The following is an 18,246-nucleotide window of genomic DNA, read 5'->3' on the forward strand; positions in this document are numbered from 1 at the left end:
AGCGCCCCGCGAGACGGGCGCTCCGCGAAAGGGAGAGCTACATGACCTTTCTTCGCCTGTTGCAGCACCGAGCGTCCGATGGAACGCGTTCGGTTATCCTTGCCGACGGCAATAGCGCCCGGTTTCTGGAGGGCGTCACCACCGTGCGAGATATCGCTAGCCGCGCGATCGCGGACGGGAAGTCCCTGGCAGATCAGGCGAAGGCTTGCGCGACCGGAGCGGCCGTGGATATCGCAGCCGAGTTTGCCGAAGGCCGCTTGCTGTCGCCGATCGACCATGACGATTCCGCACACCTGCTGATGACCGGCACGGGGCTGACCCACCTCGGTTCGGCAGAAGGGCGCGACAAGATGCATCGCGAAGCCGCTTCGACCGAAGGCCAGACGGATTCGATGCGCATGTTCCTGGAAGGGCTGAAAGGTGGCAAGCCCGCGCCGGGCGAGGTCGGCCAGCAGCCCGAATGGTTCTACAAGGGCGACGGCTCGCAACTTGTCGGACCATCCGACGCCTTTGCAATGCCCGGCTTTGCGCAGGATGGAGGCGAGGAACCGGAACTGGCCGGGATCTACATGATCGGCAAAGACGGCACGCCTTTCCGCCTCGGCTTCGCGATCGCCAACGAATTCAGCGACCATGTGACGGAGCGGCACAATTACCTGTGGCTCGCCCATTCCAAGCTGCGCCAGGCCGCGCTCGGTCCCGAACTGCTGATCGGGACGCCACCCGAAAGCATAGAAGGAACCAGCCGCATCCTGCGCGACGGGAAAGCGGTCTGGGAAAAGCCCTTCCTGTCGGGCGAAGCGAACATGTCGCACAGTTTCGCCAACCTTGAGCATCACCACTTCAAGTACGACCTGTTCCGCCGGCCGGGAGACATCCACGTCCATTTCTTCGGCACGGCGACATTGTCTTTCGCCGACGGCGTGAAGACGCAAGAAGGCGACGTGTTCGAGATTTCGGCCGCGCCATTCTCCCTCCCGGTTCGCAACAAGCTGACACGCGCCGCCGCAAGCAACGCAGCCGTGAAGGTGCTCTGAAAGATGGACCCGATACGCATTGCCGTTGTCGGCGTGGGCAAGATCGCCCGCGACCAGCACTTGCCGGCCATCGCCGGTTCGCGCGCGTTCAGTCTGGCCGCTACCGTCAGCCCGCACGATCCCGCGCCTGAGGGTGTACCGCACCTTGGCAGCATCGAGGAACTTCTTGAAAAGGGTCCCGCGATTGACGCGGTCGCGCTCTGCACTCCCCCGCAGGTTCGTTACGGCCTTGCCGTCCAGGCGCTGAAGCGCGGGGTGCACGTGTTCCTGGAAAAACCGCCGGGCGCGACGCTTTCGGAAGTCGTCGCGCTGCGCGAACGCGCCGACAAGGTCGGGGTAACGCTGTTTGCATCGTGGCATTCGCGCTTTGCCGCCGGCGTCGCGCCCGCTCGCGCATGGCTTGCCGAGCGCAAAATCGAGAAAGTATCCATCGTGTGGCGGGAAGACGTGCGCGTCTGGCATCCGGGGCAGGCATGGATCTGGGAGCCGGGCGGCCTTGGCGTGTTCGATCCGGGCATCAATGCCTTGTCGATCCTCACCCACATCCTGCCGCGCCCGGTTTTCCTGAAATCCGCGACGCTCAGCATCCCGGAAAACCGCGCCGCGCCAATCGCTGCTGATATCGCCATGTGCGACACCGCGGGTGCGCATATCCACATGGACCTCGACTGGCGACAGACCGGCCCGCAAAGCTGGGACATCGTGGTCGAAACCGATGCCGGAACGCTCAAGCTCTCGCGCGGCGGGGCGGTGCTGTCGCTTCCATCGGGAACCGAACACAACGAAGATCTGGAATATCCGGGCCTCTATTCGCGCTTCGCCAACCTCATCCACAGCGGACGGAGCGACGTCGACGTCGACCCGTTCCGCCTCGTCGCCGACGCTTTCCTGCGCGGCCGTCGCGAAACCGTCGATGCCTTCGACGACTGACCTTCTCGGAAAGCGGACCCAAACCATGAACAAGACCCTGCGCCTCACCACTTACGCTCTCTTGCTGGGAAGTGCGGCCATTGCCGGACCGGTCCAGGCCGACACAGACGGCAAGCCGACAACGGCTGAAATCCATGCGGACCAGCCTGGTCCTGTATACGACAAACGCATCTTCACGCAGTTTGCTGAACACCTTGGCCACGGCATCTACGGCGGCCTCTGGGTGGGCAAGGACAGCAAAATTCCCAACACCAACGGCTTCCGCAACGATGTTGTCGCGGCATTGCGCGAACTTTCGGTTCCGGTAATCCGCTGGCCGGGCGGTTGTTTTGCCGACGAGTACCATTGGCGTGAAGGCATCGGAGATCCGGCCAAGCGCCCGGTCAAGGTCAACACGCACTGGGGCGGCGTGACCGAACCAAATGCCGTTGGCACCAACGAGTATTTCGAGCTGCTTCGGCAGGTGGGCGCGCAGGCCTACATTTCGGGCAATGTCGGAGACGGCACCCCGCGGGAGATGGCGGAATGGGTGGAATACATCACCGCGCCCGCCGGCACCCTTGCCGACGAGCGCGCGGCCAATGGACACAAGAAGCCCTGGGCCCTGCCCTATTTCGGCATCGGCAACGAACTTTGGGGATGTGGCGGCAACATGCGGCCCGAATATGCGGCCGACGTTACCCGCCGCTATGCCACGTTCGTAAAGGCACCGGCCGGAACCCGGATCATGAAGATCGCCAGCGGCGCCAACGTTGACGATTACAAGTGGACCGAAACGATGATGAAGGTCGCGGGCAACATGCTCGATGGCCTGTCGCTCCACTACTACACGCTGCCCGACGGGGGCTGGCCGCCCAAGGCGGACCCGGTCAATTTCGACGAGACCGGCTGGGCCGACGCGCTGCATGAAACATGGCGGATGGACGAACTGATCACCAAACACTCGGCCATCATGGACAAATACGATCCCGAGAAACGCGTTTTCCTGGCGGTCGACGAATGGGGCGCGTGGTATGCCCAGGACCCGGGCACGCATCCCGGGTTCCTGCGCCAACAGAACACCTTGCGCGATGCGCTGATCGCGGCAATCAATCTCGACATCTTTGCCAAGCATGCCGACCGTGTGCGGATGACCGCGATTGCCCAGATGGTGAACGTGCTGCAGGCGATGATCCTGACAGACGGCCCAAGGATGATCCGGACCCCCACGTACTATGTGTTCGACATGTACAAGCCGTGGCAGGACGCGACGGTGCTGCCGATCGACATCGACACACCGACATATACCAAAGGCAAGTTCACCGTGCCGGCTGTCAGCGGCTCTGCGGTGAAAGGCAAGGATGGCAAGGTTCACGTGGGCCTGTCCAACGCGGATCCCGAAGTTGCCAACACCGTCCGGATCAAGCTCGACGGTGTGTCGGAAAGCAAGGTCTCCGGACAGATCCTGACCGCCCCGGCAATCAACTCGCACAACACGTTCGATGCGCCCAATACTGTGAAACCGGCCCCGTTCACGGGAGCGCGCGTCGAGAACGGCACGCTCGTCGTTACGCTGCCGGCCAAGTCCGTGGTGGTTCTCGAACTGCAATGAGCGGGACTAGCGTCCTTGGCGACTGGGGCACCAGCCGCTTACGGCTCTACCGCGTCCGGGAAGGCGAAGTGGTGGAAACCTTCGTCGATCCGGACGAGGGTGCGCTGAAATCCGATGCGGCGGACGTGTTGGCGCAAAAGCTCGCGGCCTGGGACGATGCGGAACCCATCGAGGACGTGACGATATGCGGGATGGCCGGCGCGCGCGGGGCGCTCGTCGAAGCGGGGTACGGCCCTTGCCCGGCGGATATCGAAACATGGCGCCGGGCATCAAGCGAGGTCGCAGTGGGACGATGGGCCGTGAAGGTCATGGCCGGGCTCGCCTGCCGCACCGCGCGGGGCACCGGCGATGTCATGCGCGGCGAGGAGACGCAGGTTTTCGGAGCAGTAGCACTCGATCCCGAATTGGGCAGGGGAGAGCGCCTTATCGTCCTGCCGGGGACGCATGCCAAGTGGGTATGGTTGGCAGATGGCAGGATCGAGCGGTTCAGGACCTGTCCGACCGGTGAGCTATATTCTCTGCTGGCGAGGCAATCGACGCTTCCCGGCGCAGCCGATAGCGCGGGAGCTGGCTCGTTTGACGAGGGTTTCGCGCACGGTCTCGAACGCAGCGAGGAGCCGCTTGCGGCCAGTCTATTCGAGGCGCGTTCGGCGAGATTGCTCGATGACCGGTCGAGGGACTGGTCGACGGGTTACCTGTCGGGACTACTGATCGGCAACGAAGCATCGACCATGCTCGCCGGTGTCCGGAATTGTTTGCTGATCGGCGAATCCGCACTGGTGGACCTGTATGGCCGTGCCCTGTCGGCGCTTGGCTGCATGGCCGTTGCGATCGATGGAACCGCCGCGGTTATCGCGGGGCTGAAACTAGCGGGAGGAACGCCGGCATGAGGTTCGAAGATGCCATCGAGGACGGCGCGCTGCCGATCGTCGCGATCCTGCGCGGGATCGAAACGGCGGCGTGTGTGGCTATCGCCAAGGCGCTGGTCGACGGGGGCATTCGCCTGATCGAAGTGCCGTTCAATTCGCCCGATCCGGTGGGTTCGATCCGCGCCATCGAGCAGGCCGTTGGCACGCGGGCCGCCGTCGGGGGCGGGACCGTGACGTCGTTGGAGAAGGCTGAGGCATTGGCCGGGGCTGGTGGAACCTTCATGGTTTCTCCCAACGTCGATCCGCAGATTATCGCCCGCGCGCTGGCTTTGGGGCTGGACGTGATGCCCGGCTTCCTTACGCCGACCGAGGCTTTCTCGGCGATCACGGCCGGTGCGCGCAATATCAAGCTGTTTCCCGGTTCCGTGCTCGGGAGCAGCTACCCTCGCGCGCTGCGCGACGTTCTCCCGCCGGAAGTCCACGTCTGGGCCGTGGGCGGTGTCGGCGCGGCCAATGTGGCGGAATACGTGTCAGCAGGCATCTTCGGCATCGGAGCAGGGAGCAGCCTGTTCAAGCCGGGAGACAGCGCGGCGACGGTCGGCGCGCAGGCAACGGAACTGGTCGCCGCCTGGCGAGCGGCGAAAGCCTGACCGTGCGCCGGGTTCGCAATCTTTTCGCCTTAGGCTGTGCCGCCACAGCGTTAGTGCTGAGCGGCTCGTCCTTCGCACAAACCGGACGAGAGAACCGTGAAGGCGCCGCGTCGCAGCCCACGCTCAATGCACAGCTGTCCGGCGATCTGGCCGTTCACGATCCTGCGATCATTCGCGAAGGGGAAACGTATTACATTTTCAATACGTTGGGTCACTATATCGGGATCAAGAGCTCAAAGGATCTGGTGCATTGGACCGATATCGGAGCGGTCTTCGCGCAAATCCCCGCCTGGGCGCGGCAGGCTGTTCCTGGCACCAAGGGTATCTGGGCACCCGACATCTCGTTCGTGAATGGCCAATACCGGCTCTATTATTCGGTCTCCACCTTCGGCTCGAACCGCTCGGCCATCGGCCTTGCGACCAACAGGACACTCGATCCTGCCTCACCCGATTACCGGTGGATCGACCACGGCCTGGTGGTGCAATCCACGCCCGCCGACAACTTCAACGCGATCGATCCCAACCTGGCCGTCGACGCGCAGGGGCATCAGTGGCTTGCTTTCGGTAGTTTCTGGAGCGGGATAAAGCTCATCCCGCTCGACCCCGCCACGGGCAAGCCAGCGCAAGGCGCAAGACCGCTTGCAATTGCAGGTCGTCCCGTCCCCGCTGGAGCACCCGATCCCATCGAGGCGCCGTTCATCTTCCGCCACGGCAACTGGTATTATTTGCTGACCAGCTTCGACTATTGCTGCAAGGGCGTGAACAGCACCTATTACACGGTGATCTCGCGTTCGAAATCAATTACCGGCCCCTTTCGCGGCAAGGACGGCAGCGTGGCGACGAATGGCGGCGGGACGATCCTGCTGCGCGCCGACCTTCAGGAAAAAGGACGGTTTCGCGGACCGGGCCATGCCGGCGTGTTCACCGACACCGACGGCACGACGTACGTTGCATATCACGCATACGACAAACAGGCGAACGGCGCACCGACTCTACGCATCGCACCGTTGAAGTGGGGAGCCGACGGGTGGCCCGTTGCGCAGCAATGACGATGCGTTTCGACCTTCGATCCCAATGCCTGTGACCTGACGAACCATTCCCGGAGAGGACATCATGCAACTCAAGCTGTCACGACGCACATTCGCCGCAGGCGCCGCGCTTTTCCCCGTGGCCTGTTCGCAGGCAGGCAAGATGACGCTGGCCAGCGCGCCCGCTCCCGCCCCGACCGGCCCGGTCATCATCAACCCGCTGGTCAAGCACCGCGCCGATGCGCAAGTGTTCCGGCACGACGACGGCTGGTACTACATGACCGGCTCCGTACCGGAATACGACCGCCTTGTGCTGCGCCGCTCGCGAACGCTGGCCGGGCTGACCGATGCGGAAGAGCGCGTGCTCTGGCGCCATGAAGCAACCGGGCCGATGTCCGGCTTCATCTGGGCGCCGGAGTTGCACCTGTTCGACGGACGGTGGATCATGTACTTCGCAGCCGGCCCCAGCGGCGGTGGTGCCGATGTGTTCCGCATCCGCACATACGCGATCGTTTGCGACGGGGACGATCCTATGACCGGAAATTGGTCGGTTCTGGGGCAGTTCCAGGCACCCTGGGACAGCTTCAACCTCGATTCCACGATGTTCGAGCATCGCGGCACGCGCTATTTCGCATGGGCCCAGCGCGAACCGGGGATCGACACAAACTCCAACCTCTACATCGCCCCGATGGCATCGCCGCTGACCCTGTCCGCCAGGCCGGCAAGACTTTCGGTCCCGACACTCGACTGGGAGATCCGCGGCTACAAGGTGAACGAGGCCCCTGCCGCGCTGGCGCGCAACGGCAAGCTGTTTATCTCCTATTCGGCCAGCGCGACAGATGCGCGCTATTGCCTGGGCCTGCTGACCGCCCAAGCAGATGCCGACATCATGGACCCGCGCAACTGGACCAAATCACCGGAGCCGGTCTTCACAACGTGCAAGCAAACGTCGATTTACGGTCCCGGGCACAACAGCTTTACGGTCGACGAACAGGGCCGTGACATGCTGGTCTATCATGGTCGCGACTATGAACACATCGACGGCGATCCCTTGTTCAATCCCGATCGCCACACACGCGTGCAGCGGCTCTATTTCGATGCGGACGGCAATCCTGACTTCGGCGTACCCGTGGGTAACGGCCCGCTTCCCGATCGTTTCCGCTCTGCCAGCCGGCCTGACCAGTGGCTGGCCTATGACGACACGCACGCATTTTCAGGGCTGGCACCGCTTCCCAACACCCAGATCCGCTCGCTCGATGCGGCAGGAGGGGCGATCAACCTTTCCCCGATCCTGCAACGCGGCCGTTTCCTGGCCAGTGCACCGGACGGTTCAATTACAACCATCTCTGCCAGTCAGGCCGGATCGGCCGCCGCGTTCCGCCGTTTGCCCGGCCCCGGCAAGGACACTGTAAGATTCGAATCGATTGCCCGCCCCGGCATGGCCATCGCGCGCTCGGACAACGGATTGCGGCTTGCGCCAACGCGCGACCTCGCAACGGTCTGGATCGCTTGCTGAAGCGGCATTGTGTCAGACAATTTCGCACTGTTTCCTGGCGAACAAGGCATGATTGCAACACATCTGAACGGTTTTTCTGAGACTTCGTACTTTTTCCTTGCAAGAATTAACTCCGACAAATAACAGGGCATCAAAGTTCAAACAGGGTTGGTCCGGGTGCGCCCGACCAGACCCGGCTGGGAGGGATGATCATGAAGTTAAGGCCGATCGTTTTTTGCACCGCGTCCATTGCCGCGCTGACGCTGGGGACCGCCGCAACCGCTCAAACTGCGGATTCCAAGAAAAACAACGATACCGGCAACCAGCCGATCGTCGTTACCGGCGTGAAGGCGTCGATCATCGGCGCTCTCAATGTCCGCAAGAATTCCATCCAGATCGTCGACTCGGTCGTTGCCGAAGACATCGGCAAGTTGCCGGACAACAACGTGGTCGAAGCGCTGCAACGCCTGACCGGCATCCAGGTTACGGACCGTGCCGGCGGCGAAGCGGCCACCGTTACCATTCGCGGGCTTCCCGATCCGCTGACCACGCTCAACGGACGCAACATCTTCACGGCTGCAGGCCAGTCCTTCGCGTTGCAGGACATCTCGGCCAACCTCGTCAAACAGATCGACGTCTACAAGACGCGCGCCGCGGACCAGATCGAAACCGGGCTTGCCGGCCAGATCGACGTCAAGACGCGCCAGCCGTTCGATTTCGATGGCTTCGCGATTTCGGGCCTTGCGCGCGGCATCTACAATGAGCAGGCGGACAGCTATAATCCGAACCTCGCGCTGCTCGTCAGCGACCGCTGGGAGACCGGCATCGGCGACATCGGCCTGCTGGTGAACGCCAGCTGGAGCAAGACCAAGTATCGCAACATGTCGACCACGGCTGGTGCGTTCGTGCCTTTCGCGACGGAAAACCCTCCGGCCGGATCGGGACTGGTGCCGCTTGAGCGCATGTTCTCCGGCTGGCAGCCGGGTCTTGATGCCGGCCTGCCGACCACGCCAGGGTCCACCATCAACTACAACGGCGTGGACGTTCCTTACTACCTGTCGCGCGACGCGGTGTTCTCGTCCGACCTGTACGGCGAGCGTGAACGCCCCTCCGTCAACGTATCGCTTCAGTGGGCTCCCAACTCAAGCTCGCTTTACACCGCCGAGATGTTCTATTCGGGCTTCCGCGGCCACACCTTCAACTCGCTGCAATTCAGCTTCGTCGACTGGTGGGGTAACCCCGGACCGTTTACGCTCTATGACGGCACGAACATCATCAAGTCACGCACCGTCGATGACGTCTATGGCTTCAACAGTGGCGACTATGCAACGAACCGCACCGACAGCTATGTCTATGCATTGAACGGCAAGTGGGACCTTGGCGATCGCGGCAAGATCATCGGTGACGTCGCCTATCAGACGAGCACCAACAAAACCTCGTTCATCGCCATGCGCACCGATCGCGTAGCGCATCAGATCACCGCCGATTTCAACGCCGGCGACGGCATTCCTTCGTATCACTTCGCCGACGATTCCCTGCTCACAGATCCGAATGTGTGGAATGTCGCCCAGCTTTACGACAACGCCAACAAGAACAAGGGCAGCGCCTTCACCGTCACGCTTGACGGATATTACACCTGGAATGAAGGCTTCATCCGCCGCGTGAAGGCCGGGCTGCGCTATGACGACCGCAAGGCGTCGAGCTTTGTCCGCGCGCAGGATGCCGGATGCCTGTGCGTACCGCTTTCCACGCTTCCTGAAGGCGCTACGTTCACCAACTCCGGCTTCATGAGCGGCATCGCGGATGTTCCGCGCAGCTGGGTGCTCGCCAACGGTAGCTGGCTCCACGACAATGCCGACCTTGTGCGCGGCCTCTATGGCTTGCCCACGTCCGACCAGCTTTCGCTCGCCAAGACGTTCGACATCGACGAAGTGACGATGTCGGGCTATCTCATGGCCGACGGACAGGTTTCGATCTTCGGGCGCCCGCTCAAGCTCGAAGGCGGCGTGCGCTATGTTTCGGTCACGACCAATTCGAGCTTCTTCGACCGTTACAACAACAACGCGCAGACCCTTTCGGGCAGCCAGTCGGACAAGTTCCTGCCCAGCTTCACTGCCCGATACGAGATCACGCCGAAACTGCATCTGCGCTTCAACTTCGGCGAAACGCTGCGTCGTCCGAACTTCGGCGACATCAATCCGAACTACAACCTCACGGGCGACCTCACCAATGTCGGGTACGGCAGCGGAACGGCGGGCACTGCCAACCTTCGGGCGACGACATCGAAGAACTACGACCTTGCGCTTGAATGGTACTTCGAACGCAACAGCGCGATTTACGTTACCGGCTTCCGCCGCGAGATAGACGGCCTTGTCGTGCCGTTGACCGTGATGGAAACCATCCCGAACAACGGTATCGTTGCAGGCGCGACCGACCGCTTCGCCATCACCCGCCCGGTCAATGCGTCGAACGGTGTACTCAAGGGCGTGGAAGTGGGGCTGACATACTTCCCGAACTACCTGCCCGGCATCCTGAAGGGCTTCGGTTTCCAGGGTAGCGTTACTGTCCTGGATTCGAACCAGAACATTCCGCAGACGGACTCGGCAGGCAACATCACGGGCGAGACGAATTCGAAGTTCTTCGCCGTTTCGGACTTCTCGTACAACGCAACACTCGCCTACGACCGCGGTCCGTTCAACGCCCGCCTATCGTGGGTCTGGCGCAAGAGCTTCCTGCACAACAACGAAGCACGCCTGTTCGCCAACCCGATCGGCGTCTGGTTCCGGCCCGACAAGAGCCTGGACCTGGGCCTGACGTGGAACGTAACCGATCGCATCGGCCTGACGTTCGACGCCACCAACCTGACCAACGCGAAGCAGCAGAACTATTACAGGTTTGCCGATGTAGGCAATCCGCAGCAGTTCAACCTCGGCACCCTGCAACTGGCGCGCACTTTCGCGCTGGGTGCCCGCTTCACCTTCGACTGATGGCCCTCGCCGGGCGGGAACGACAGGCTCCTGCCCGGCCATTGGGGACGCAGGTGATTAGCCCCGGCCGATCGGCGGCATTGGCGGAAAGGCGACACAGTGCGCGGTATCCTGAGAACGCTTCTCACCGGTTCCGCGCTTGTATTCACCTCCGCGGCCGGGTTCCCTCGCCCGGCCTCCCCACCTCCGGCAATCGACGAACACGCGGTAGCCCGCCGGCAGTTCGGCAACGATGCGCCCTGGTACGAGCACCGGATACCCTTCTTCGAATCTTCGGATAGCAGGATCGATGCGGTCTATTATTACCGCTGGTCGATCTTCCGTTCGCACCAGCGCGACCTGGGCGACAAGGGCTATATCACCACCGAGTTCGCCAACGACGTTTCGTGGCAACGCGAACCCTATGCGAGCCTTAACGATGCCAGCGGCTTTCACATTGCCGAGGGCCGCTGGCTGAACGACCGCCGGTTTACCGACGACTATATCAATTACATGTATCGCGGCGGAAACGACCGGCATTTTACCGATTACATGGCGGCATCGGTCTGGGGGCGATACCTGGTCGATGGCGACCGTGCTGCGGCTGTGCGCCACTTGCCTGTCATGCGCCACATCTACGGTCTGTGGGATGATCACTACGATTTCGGCAAGGGGCTCTATTTCATCGAACCGCTGCTGGACGCTACCGAATACACCGTGTCCTCAATCGACGCTTCGGGCGGCAAGGACGGCTTTCGCGGAGGCGATTCCTTCCGCCCCTCGATAAACAGTTACATGTTCGCCAACGCACGCGCGATTTCGAACATCGCCCGATTGGCCGGCGACGGATCGCTCTCCCGAAAATTCGCAGGTCGCGCAGAGGATCTGCGCAAGCGCGTGGTGTCCGACTTGTGGAACCAGCCGCTTACTCACTTTACCGATCGCTACAAGGTCGGGAACGAGCACGTGGCTTACTGGCAACCCGTCCGCGCGCGCGAACTTGTGGGCTACCTTCCCTGGACCTTCGATCTCGCGCCCGACAGTGCACGCTATGCAACGGCCTGGTCGCACCTGCTCGATCCCGCATCGCTGGCAGGGGCGCATGGCATGCGGACGGTGGAGAAGAGCTACGAATACTACATGCGCCAGTACCGCTATCTCGGCACCGCGCCCGAATGCCAGTGGAACGGCCCTGTCTGGCCATACCAGACGACGCAAGTGCTGACCGGCATGGCCAACCTTCTTGATCACTACAACGAAACCGGCCCAGTCACGCGCAGCACCTGGATGCGTCTTTTGCGCCAATACACCGCACTGCATTTCCAGGCCGGCCGGTTCGACCTTGAAGAGGATTACGATCCCGCCACGGGCAAACCGATTGTCGGACTGCCGCGCAGCCATCACTATTTCCACTCAGGCTATATCGACCTGATCATGACCGGACTGGTCGGCATCCGCCCGCGTGCGGACGATGTTCTGGAGGTCGATCCGCTCTTGCCACCAGCCGGTGACCCACAAACCCTGGCATGGTTCAGGGCGCAGGACGTGCCGTACCACGGGCACCGCGTCGCCGTGACCTGGGACGCGGACGGTTCGCATTACCATCGCGGGGCCGGCCTTTCGATCGAGATAGATGGTCGCGAGGTCGCCCGGCGAAAGTCCATCGGCCGACTGCAGGCGCCGATCTCGCGCAAGGCAAACCCGCCGATCCATCGCGAAATCGATCGTGCGGTACAGCTTGTTCGCGGCCAGTACCCAATACCCAGCGCATCCAGCGGCGAGGACGCTGAAAAGCTGCACGGGGCAATAGACGGCCGCGTCTGGTTCTATCCCGAACTGCCGAACGGTTGGGAATCGGATGGATCAAACGCGCCGCAATGGTTCGCGGTGAACTTTGGCAAAACCGTCAGCCTCGGCAGCGTCGAACTCTCATTCTTCGCGGATGCTGCGCGGTATTCCGCACCCCGGTCCGTCTCTATCGAATATTGGCGCGATGGCCGATGGACCGGTCTTGCGCAGGGCCAGCCAATCGCAAACGGCGTCACCAGGCTGGACTTTGCGGACGTGAAGACATCACGCATCCGGGCGCGCATGACCCCCTCAAAGGGCCGTGCGATACGCCTGGTCGAACTCAAGGCCATGGATGGCACCACCGCGCATTGACCGGCGGCGGCGCGCAAACGTCGATTGCCCGCCGTGCGCTATTCTACGTGCGGCCAGCCATCAGCATCGAATGTAAGCTTGTTCAGCCCCAGCCGGGGTGCGCCGTTCAACGACCCGTCATAGTAATGATAGACAAGCAGCGGCGCGGTTGGCCCTTCCATCACGCTCTGTCCGCCGGGGCCGAAGATGTTGCCGTGCGTGCTGAGAAGAATCGTGCCTCCGCCGTCTTTCAGATCGATACCCCCGCGATCGACGAACGGCCCCGTCGGACTGGTAGAGCGGCCCACGATGATCCGATAGGTGCTGTTGGTTCCCTGGCAGCATTCGTTGATGGGGGCGAAGTAATAGTAATAGTGCGTTCCACCAACCGTTTGCGGGAAGATGAACGGCCCCTCCTCGCCCGCACCGCGCCGCGCGATGTCATAAAGCGTATTGTTGGACGACAGTCGCAGGCCCGTCGCCGGGTCAAGCTGCAGGATGTGGATGCCGTCTTCCCACGATCCAAACGTCAGCCACCAGTTGCCGGCGGAATCGATATACGGCGCGGGATCAATGGCGTTGAAGCCCGTCGTGCATCCTGCCGTGATTCCGCATGACGAGATGATCTCGCCTGCATCGGTCCAGGGGCCGTCGGGGTTCTTGCTGGTCGCAAGGGCGATCACCGCCTCCGCGCCCTGGTTTGTGCCGACCTTGGATGGCGTGTCGTAGATCGGGATCGAATAGTATTGGTAGTACGTGCCGTTGGCGTACATCACGCTTGGCGCCCAGATATCCGTCCGGCCGCCGCCTCCGGTCGTGTTTTTGCTTGCCCACCAGCTGAAGTCCGGAGAAATGTCGCCACTTGCGACAGACGTGAACGTGACCAGATCCGTGGACTTCGCCAGGGTGTTGTGCGTTCCGTAAAGCCAGTAGGTTCCGGACGTGTCCCGGATCATGTTCGGGTCGTGAACGCCCGTTCCTGTGCCCATGACCGTCATCGGCATGGGGTAAGCCGGGGCACCCGTTGCATCGATCGTCCACTCCTGTGTGTCGGATGACGTGGAACGCGCCCCCTGGGTGATCGTACCCGATGTGTCAGATTGCAGGTATAGACCGCTATTTGCGTTCTTCAGGACATAATTGCCGTTCGACAGCTTGTAGAACGCCCAAAGATGATCGTTGGTCCCGTTATCGGCCCATTGGACGGCCGCGGCGCCGCCTGCGGTCGACGCATTCGATATGCCAATTACCTGGTGGGTCAGCATGTTCTCTATGTTGTATTGGCCCGATCGCATCGGCATGACGTGCCAACGCTGCACATCGGATGAATTGTCCGCCGCCGTGGCGACGGCCGTTCCGGCCGCCTGGTTTCCGCCCGCCACGGTAAGAACTTCGCCCGTGGACACGTTGACGATCTTCAATTGCGACGCAGTGTCGATGGTGGCGAGCGTTGCGGTCGGCGTCGCACTCGGCGTTGGAGTTGGCGTCGGGGTGGGCGATGTCGGAAGCGTCACCGTGCCCGACGAAGCGCTCTGCGAACCACCGCCGCATGCGGTCAAGCCGAGAACCAGCGGCGCCGACAAGGCAAATGCACGGAAACGCGCCGATCTCGCGGACATGAACATCGAGACTCCCCCAAGGCATCATAAGATTATTTGTCTGACAATTACATCACTCAGAACGCCTCTTGATGTCAACCTGCTACACGCCAGATTTTTCAATCCAGGTAGGCTCTCCGCAACGTGATATTTGTTTCTTATTGTTTTTTTATAATACCTTACCAGCTACCCACCTCGGGAGTAACATCGCCACGTTGACGCAATATCCATCTCAAAATCCATGTAGGATCGTCGCTATTTTTTGTAAATTTTACTCATACACAAGGAGGCAACTGATCATGTGGTTGGAAGGCGCGAAATGAGGGACCCAATGGCCTCCGGCGATCTCGAGGGCGGGAGGTGTCAGTCCGATGCAAACTGCTCTCCACTGGATGCACGGCTTCCGGAAGGCGGCCTGCCTCAGGTCTTGAGGGACGGCCACTCGGCGAGCGCCGCCGAGCGTCGTTCCTTGTAGACTTGTCTGCTGACGAGGAGGCGTTCCTGGGAAAAATGGTTGTGGACCGAGGCGTGAACCGAAGCGAATTTCTGTAGCGTCTTCATGCGCCGGAAGCGCTGCATCGCCCGCTCTCGTCGTCGGGTGAATTTTCGGCCCGGTTGTTCAGGTGCCGACCAACCTCCCGGCGCCCCTCGTTTCGCAGCTCATGCATGGCCGCCGGATGCGAGCGCAGCCCATCGGTGACGATGGTCTCGGCCTTGCCGTGCCGCTTCAGCGCCTTCTACGGAAGCCGCGAAGCCGCAGATTTATCCTGTTTCCTGGTAACGTAGCTCTCCAGAACCTCGCCCTCGTGATCGATGGCCCGCAACAAGTAGCGGATCTCGCCGTTGATCTTCACGTACACCTGGTCAACATGCCACCTCCAGTGCCGGAAACCCCGCATCCGGCTGATCCGCTAACGCCTGATGTCAGCGGCGAATAATGGGCCAAACCGGTTCCACCAATGGCGCAGGGTTTCATGACATATGTCGATCCCACGCTCGAAGAGCAGGTCTTTGACATTTCGCAGGCTCAATGGAAACCGGACATAGAGCATCACCACCAGCCGGATCACTTCCGGCGAAGAGTGAAAATAGCGGAAAGGCGAGGCGGGCTTTCGAGGGCGTGGCATCGCCCCGCCCTACCTTCGCCGCCTCAGTCTTCAATCCGGTGCAGTTGCTCTGACATCATCTTTGTCCGACATCACCCTCGCAGTTTGCAAGTCCAGCCCACTGCCGCATCGCTCAGTAGCTCGGCGCGCGCCCCTCTCAGGTCGGCACCGTTACGCCCGGCCGGCTCGGGCCCCTCGCCCAGCCCGCGCCACAGGGCGGCGTTGAAGCGGCGGGTATCGAGCCTGTCCTCGCTGGAAAAATCCTGCCCGCGCATCGCATCGGCCCACCAAGCGGCAGAACGTTTGCTGCACGCCGGAGCACCGCCCATGGCATAGCGTTCGGGCGGGATCGGCAACTGCGTGCTCTTCAGCACCGGCGCGGCGACGGCGGTGTAGGTCCAGTCCTTCTGCGCGGGGTCGAACAAGTCGGCCATGGGCGCCGCCATCGCGTCGTTCAGCCCCAGCGGCTTCAGGCCAAGAAACGCCTCGATCGTGCGCAGCACGTTGACCGTGGTGTAGCGGGTGGAGATCAGCGTATCGTGCTTCACATACGGGCCGACCACGAAGACCGGGCTGCGATGCGCGTCTACATGGTCCGCGCCGTTCTGCGCATCGTCCTCTATTATGAAGATCAGCGTCGAATCCGCTGCCTTGCCGCGGGCGACACGTTCGATCACGCGGCCCAGCGCATAATCGTTATCGGCCATCTGCGTTTCGACTGTGTTCACCCCGTCAATCGCATCGTTGAAGGAGCCGAAATGATCGTGACTAAGGCGTAGCAGCGTCAGCGCGGGAAGGTCTCCCTTCGCATCCATGTCGGCATATTCGCGCTCCCATTCCAGTTCGCGCCAGTAGTCCGGCAAGCGTTGGTCGAAGCCGGCGAAGTACGGATCGCTGCGGTTCGCCAGCAGGCGGTCGCCCGGCGTGTAGATGCGGCGTTTTTCGGCAAACGGGTGGCGCACCGGCGGGACATCGCCGGGCTTGCCGGTATCGTAGACCGATGCATCGGAGAATCCGTAGTTTCGCACCGAAAGCCCGGCGCGGATCGCTGCGTCCCACAGGTATCCCTGATTCTCGAGGTCATCGTCGTCAGCGTCAGGCGCAGTCAGCAGGCGCGGTCCGGGAAGAAGGTCGGGATCTTTGGAAAGCGCGGGATTGGTCGCGTGTCGCTCGTCCATCGTCTGCTGCGTATAAATGAAGCGGTCGGCTTCTTCGGATTCGTAACCCAGGCCGCGCTGCGCGTAATTTACCGGCGCGGTCTTTTCCAGCATGTCGGGTACGCGCGCGGCGGTGGACCATGTCCAGCCGGTGCTCGACTGTTCGCCGCTGACGTAGAAGTTGTCGAGCGTAACGAACTGGCGGGCAAGCCGGTGGTGGTTAGGCGAAAGAGCTTGGCCCAGGATCGCCAGCTTCGGATCGCCATTTCCACGGTCGAGGTCGCCCAGCACCTGATCGTAGGTGCGGTTTTCCTTGATGATGAAGATAACGTGCTTGATGTGCGGCCTGATCACATCGATCGCGCCTTCGGCAGCCTCGCGCTTGCCGGCCGCCTCAAGGCCGATGTTTTTCGCCACTTGCAGCGACGTGGCCGCCAGCGTGGTTTCGGCCGGCAGCGGGAATTGCAGAAGACCCGCCTTTTCCAGTTGGTAGATATACTGGTTCGCCGGCCCGCAGGCATCGGGCTGGGAACGATAGATGGCGAGTTTCGGCACGCAGCCCTGCGGGTTTGGTCCCGGCGGGCTTTTGCGGTTGGCAACGAACACGCGGCGCCCGTCGGCGCTGGTCGCCACGGCAGAGGGATACCACGCGGTCGGCACCAAACCTTCCACGCTTGCCCCTTCGGCGGACGGCGCGACAACGGCCAGCGCGTTGATCCCCCCCAGCGTCACCAGCAGCCGACCGTCGGGCAACTGGAACAGCGAATTGGGGTTGAGGCCCTTGGCCAGTTTCTCCCCTCCTCCGTTCGCTTCGCCAAGGCTTTCCGGCAAATGCAGACGCGGTTCGGTGAGCATCGCACCGCTTTCGGCATCGAGAACGGCCAGTCGGTCGGCATTGTCTTCGGTAGCGAACAGCCGCTCGCCCCTGGCGCCCGTCATCAGCGCGGTTGGCTCGCCAATCGTCTTTGTGCGGCCGGTGACGGAAATGCGGTCACCTTCTATCCCCAGCACCACGATCTCGCGGTCGCGCGGGGACGAAACGAACGCCCGGCCAGGCGCGGTCCAAACGACCGCGTAAGGAAATTCGCCGCCCGGAACGCCACTGGCCGCAGGGTCTATCTTGCCGGGGCGCAAGTCCTGCTCGGCTATGACCTTGCGCGCTTCAAGGTCAATCAGGCTGACCGAATCGTTATAGTAATTGGCGACCAGCGCGCGGCGGCCATCCGGGCTGAGCGCCACCCCCGCCGCCTGCGGCTTCACATCGGCGCCAAGGCCAGCGGCGTGCCCCAGCGCTATCTTGCCGTCAGCGACGAAATGCGCGCCTCTTTTCGCGAACAGGTACAGCGCATCGTCCACCCCGCCGCCGACCACGAATCCGCGCCCGTCCTCGCGCCAGGCGATGCCGCCATAGGAATTGGGCACCGCAACGGTTTCTATCCAGCGCGCGCCCTTTGCCCCGATCGCATAACGGAACACGAACTGCTGCGACTGTTCGGGCATGATCTTGCCGTTCGGCCCGACGTAGCGATTGAACCCGCTCGTCAGCACCAGCATCTGGCGCTTGTCGGGGCTTACCGCGATTGCGGCGGCACCGTCGGCCACCGTTTGCGGGGCAGGTCCGATGCGGGTGACAAGCGGTTCAAAAGAAGCGCCGGGCGCGGCTGTTGGCGTAACCAC

The 18,246-nt window shown here is 62.2% G+C and carries 12 protein-coding genes; 9 read left to right on the forward strand and 3 right to left on the reverse strand.

The window, feature by feature from the left end; translation table 11 throughout:
• Nucleotides 1-41: 41 nt before the first annotated feature.
• The 9 genes from araD1 (at nt 42) to RXV95_RS11390 (ending at nt 12,729) form a co-directional block, all read left to right on the forward strand.
• Nucleotides 42-1,037, forward strand: coding sequence for an AraD1 family protein (gene araD1 / locus RXV95_RS11350; protein ID WP_338466164.1), 996 nt, complete (start codon nt 42-44; stop codon nt 1,035-1,037).
• A gap of 3 nt (nt 1,038-1,040) precedes the next feature.
• Nucleotides 1,041-1,967 (forward strand): Gfo/Idh/MocA family oxidoreductase, encoded by a 927-nt coding sequence (locus RXV95_RS11355; protein ID WP_338466165.1) that lies wholly within the window; start codon nt 1,041-1,043, stop codon nt 1,965-1,967.
• A gap of 25 nt (nt 1,968-1,992) precedes the next feature.
• Complete coding sequence (locus RXV95_RS11360; RefSeq protein WP_338466166.1) at nt 1,993-3,558, forward strand: alpha-L-arabinofuranosidase C-terminal domain-containing protein; 1,566 nt, start codon at nt 1,993-1,995, stop codon at nt 3,556-3,558.
• Nucleotides 3,555-4,448 carry a 2-dehydro-3-deoxygalactonokinase gene (locus RXV95_RS11365; RefSeq protein WP_338466167.1) on the forward strand — a complete coding sequence of 298 codons (894 nt, stop codon included), beginning with the start codon at nt 3,555-3,557 and terminating at the stop codon, nt 4,446-4,448. The genes RXV95_RS11360 and RXV95_RS11365 overlap by 4 nt, the downstream gene beginning before the upstream one ends.
• Nucleotides 4,445-5,077 carry a 2-dehydro-3-deoxy-6-phosphogalactonate aldolase gene (locus RXV95_RS11370; protein WP_338466168.1) on the forward strand — a complete coding sequence of 211 codons (633 nt, stop codon included), beginning with the start codon at nt 4,445-4,447 and terminating at the stop codon, nt 5,075-5,077. The genes RXV95_RS11365 and RXV95_RS11370 overlap by 4 nt, the downstream gene beginning before the upstream one ends.
• A gap of 56 nt (nt 5,078-5,133) precedes the next feature.
• Entirely contained in the window at nt 5,134-6,126 is a 993-nt protein-coding gene (locus RXV95_RS11375; protein WP_338468553.1) for an arabinan endo-1,5-alpha-L-arabinosidase, read from the forward strand.
• A gap of 64 nt (nt 6,127-6,190) precedes the next feature.
• A complete protein-coding gene (locus RXV95_RS11380; RefSeq protein WP_338466169.1) occupies nt 6,191-7,621 on the forward strand; it encodes a glycoside hydrolase family 43 protein in 1,431 nt (476 codons plus the stop codon).
• Nucleotides 7,622-7,812: 191 nt separating this feature from the next.
• Complete coding sequence (locus RXV95_RS11385) at nt 7,813-10,587, forward strand: TonB-dependent receptor (protein WP_338466170.1); 2,775 nt, start codon at nt 7,813-7,815, stop codon at nt 10,585-10,587.
• Between the two features lie 99 nt (nt 10,588-10,686).
• A complete protein-coding gene (locus RXV95_RS11390; RefSeq protein WP_338466171.1) occupies nt 10,687-12,729 on the forward strand; it encodes a discoidin domain-containing protein in 2,043 nt (680 codons plus the stop codon).
• Between the two features lie 38 nt (nt 12,730-12,767).
• Here the strand turns inward: RXV95_RS11390 and RXV95_RS11395 are convergent, their stop codons facing one another.
• The 3 genes from RXV95_RS11395 to RXV95_RS11405 form a co-directional block, all read right to left on the reverse strand.
• A complete protein-coding gene (locus RXV95_RS11395; RefSeq protein ID WP_338466172.1) occupies nt 12,768-14,222 on the reverse strand; it encodes a family 43 glycosylhydrolase in 1,455 nt (484 codons plus the stop codon).
• An 821-nt stretch (nt 14,223-15,043) separates the two neighbouring features.
• The gene (locus RXV95_RS11400) at nt 15,044-15,205 is read right to left on the reverse strand and encodes a DDE-type integrase/transposase/recombinase (protein ID WP_338466173.1); all 162 of its coding nucleotides are present in this window, start codon (nt 15,203-15,205) and stop codon (nt 15,044-15,046) included.
• Nucleotides 15,206-15,504: 299 nt separating this feature from the next.
• Nucleotides 15,505-18,246 (reverse strand): bifunctional YncE family protein/alkaline phosphatase family protein, encoded by a 2,742-nt coding sequence (locus RXV95_RS11405; RefSeq protein ID WP_338466174.1) that lies wholly within the window; start codon nt 18,244-18,246, stop codon nt 15,505-15,507.

It is taken from the genome of Novosphingobium sp. ZN18A2, from assembly GCF_036784765.1.
Classification (GTDB): Bacteria; Pseudomonadota; Alphaproteobacteria; order Sphingomonadales; family Sphingomonadaceae; genus Novosphingobium.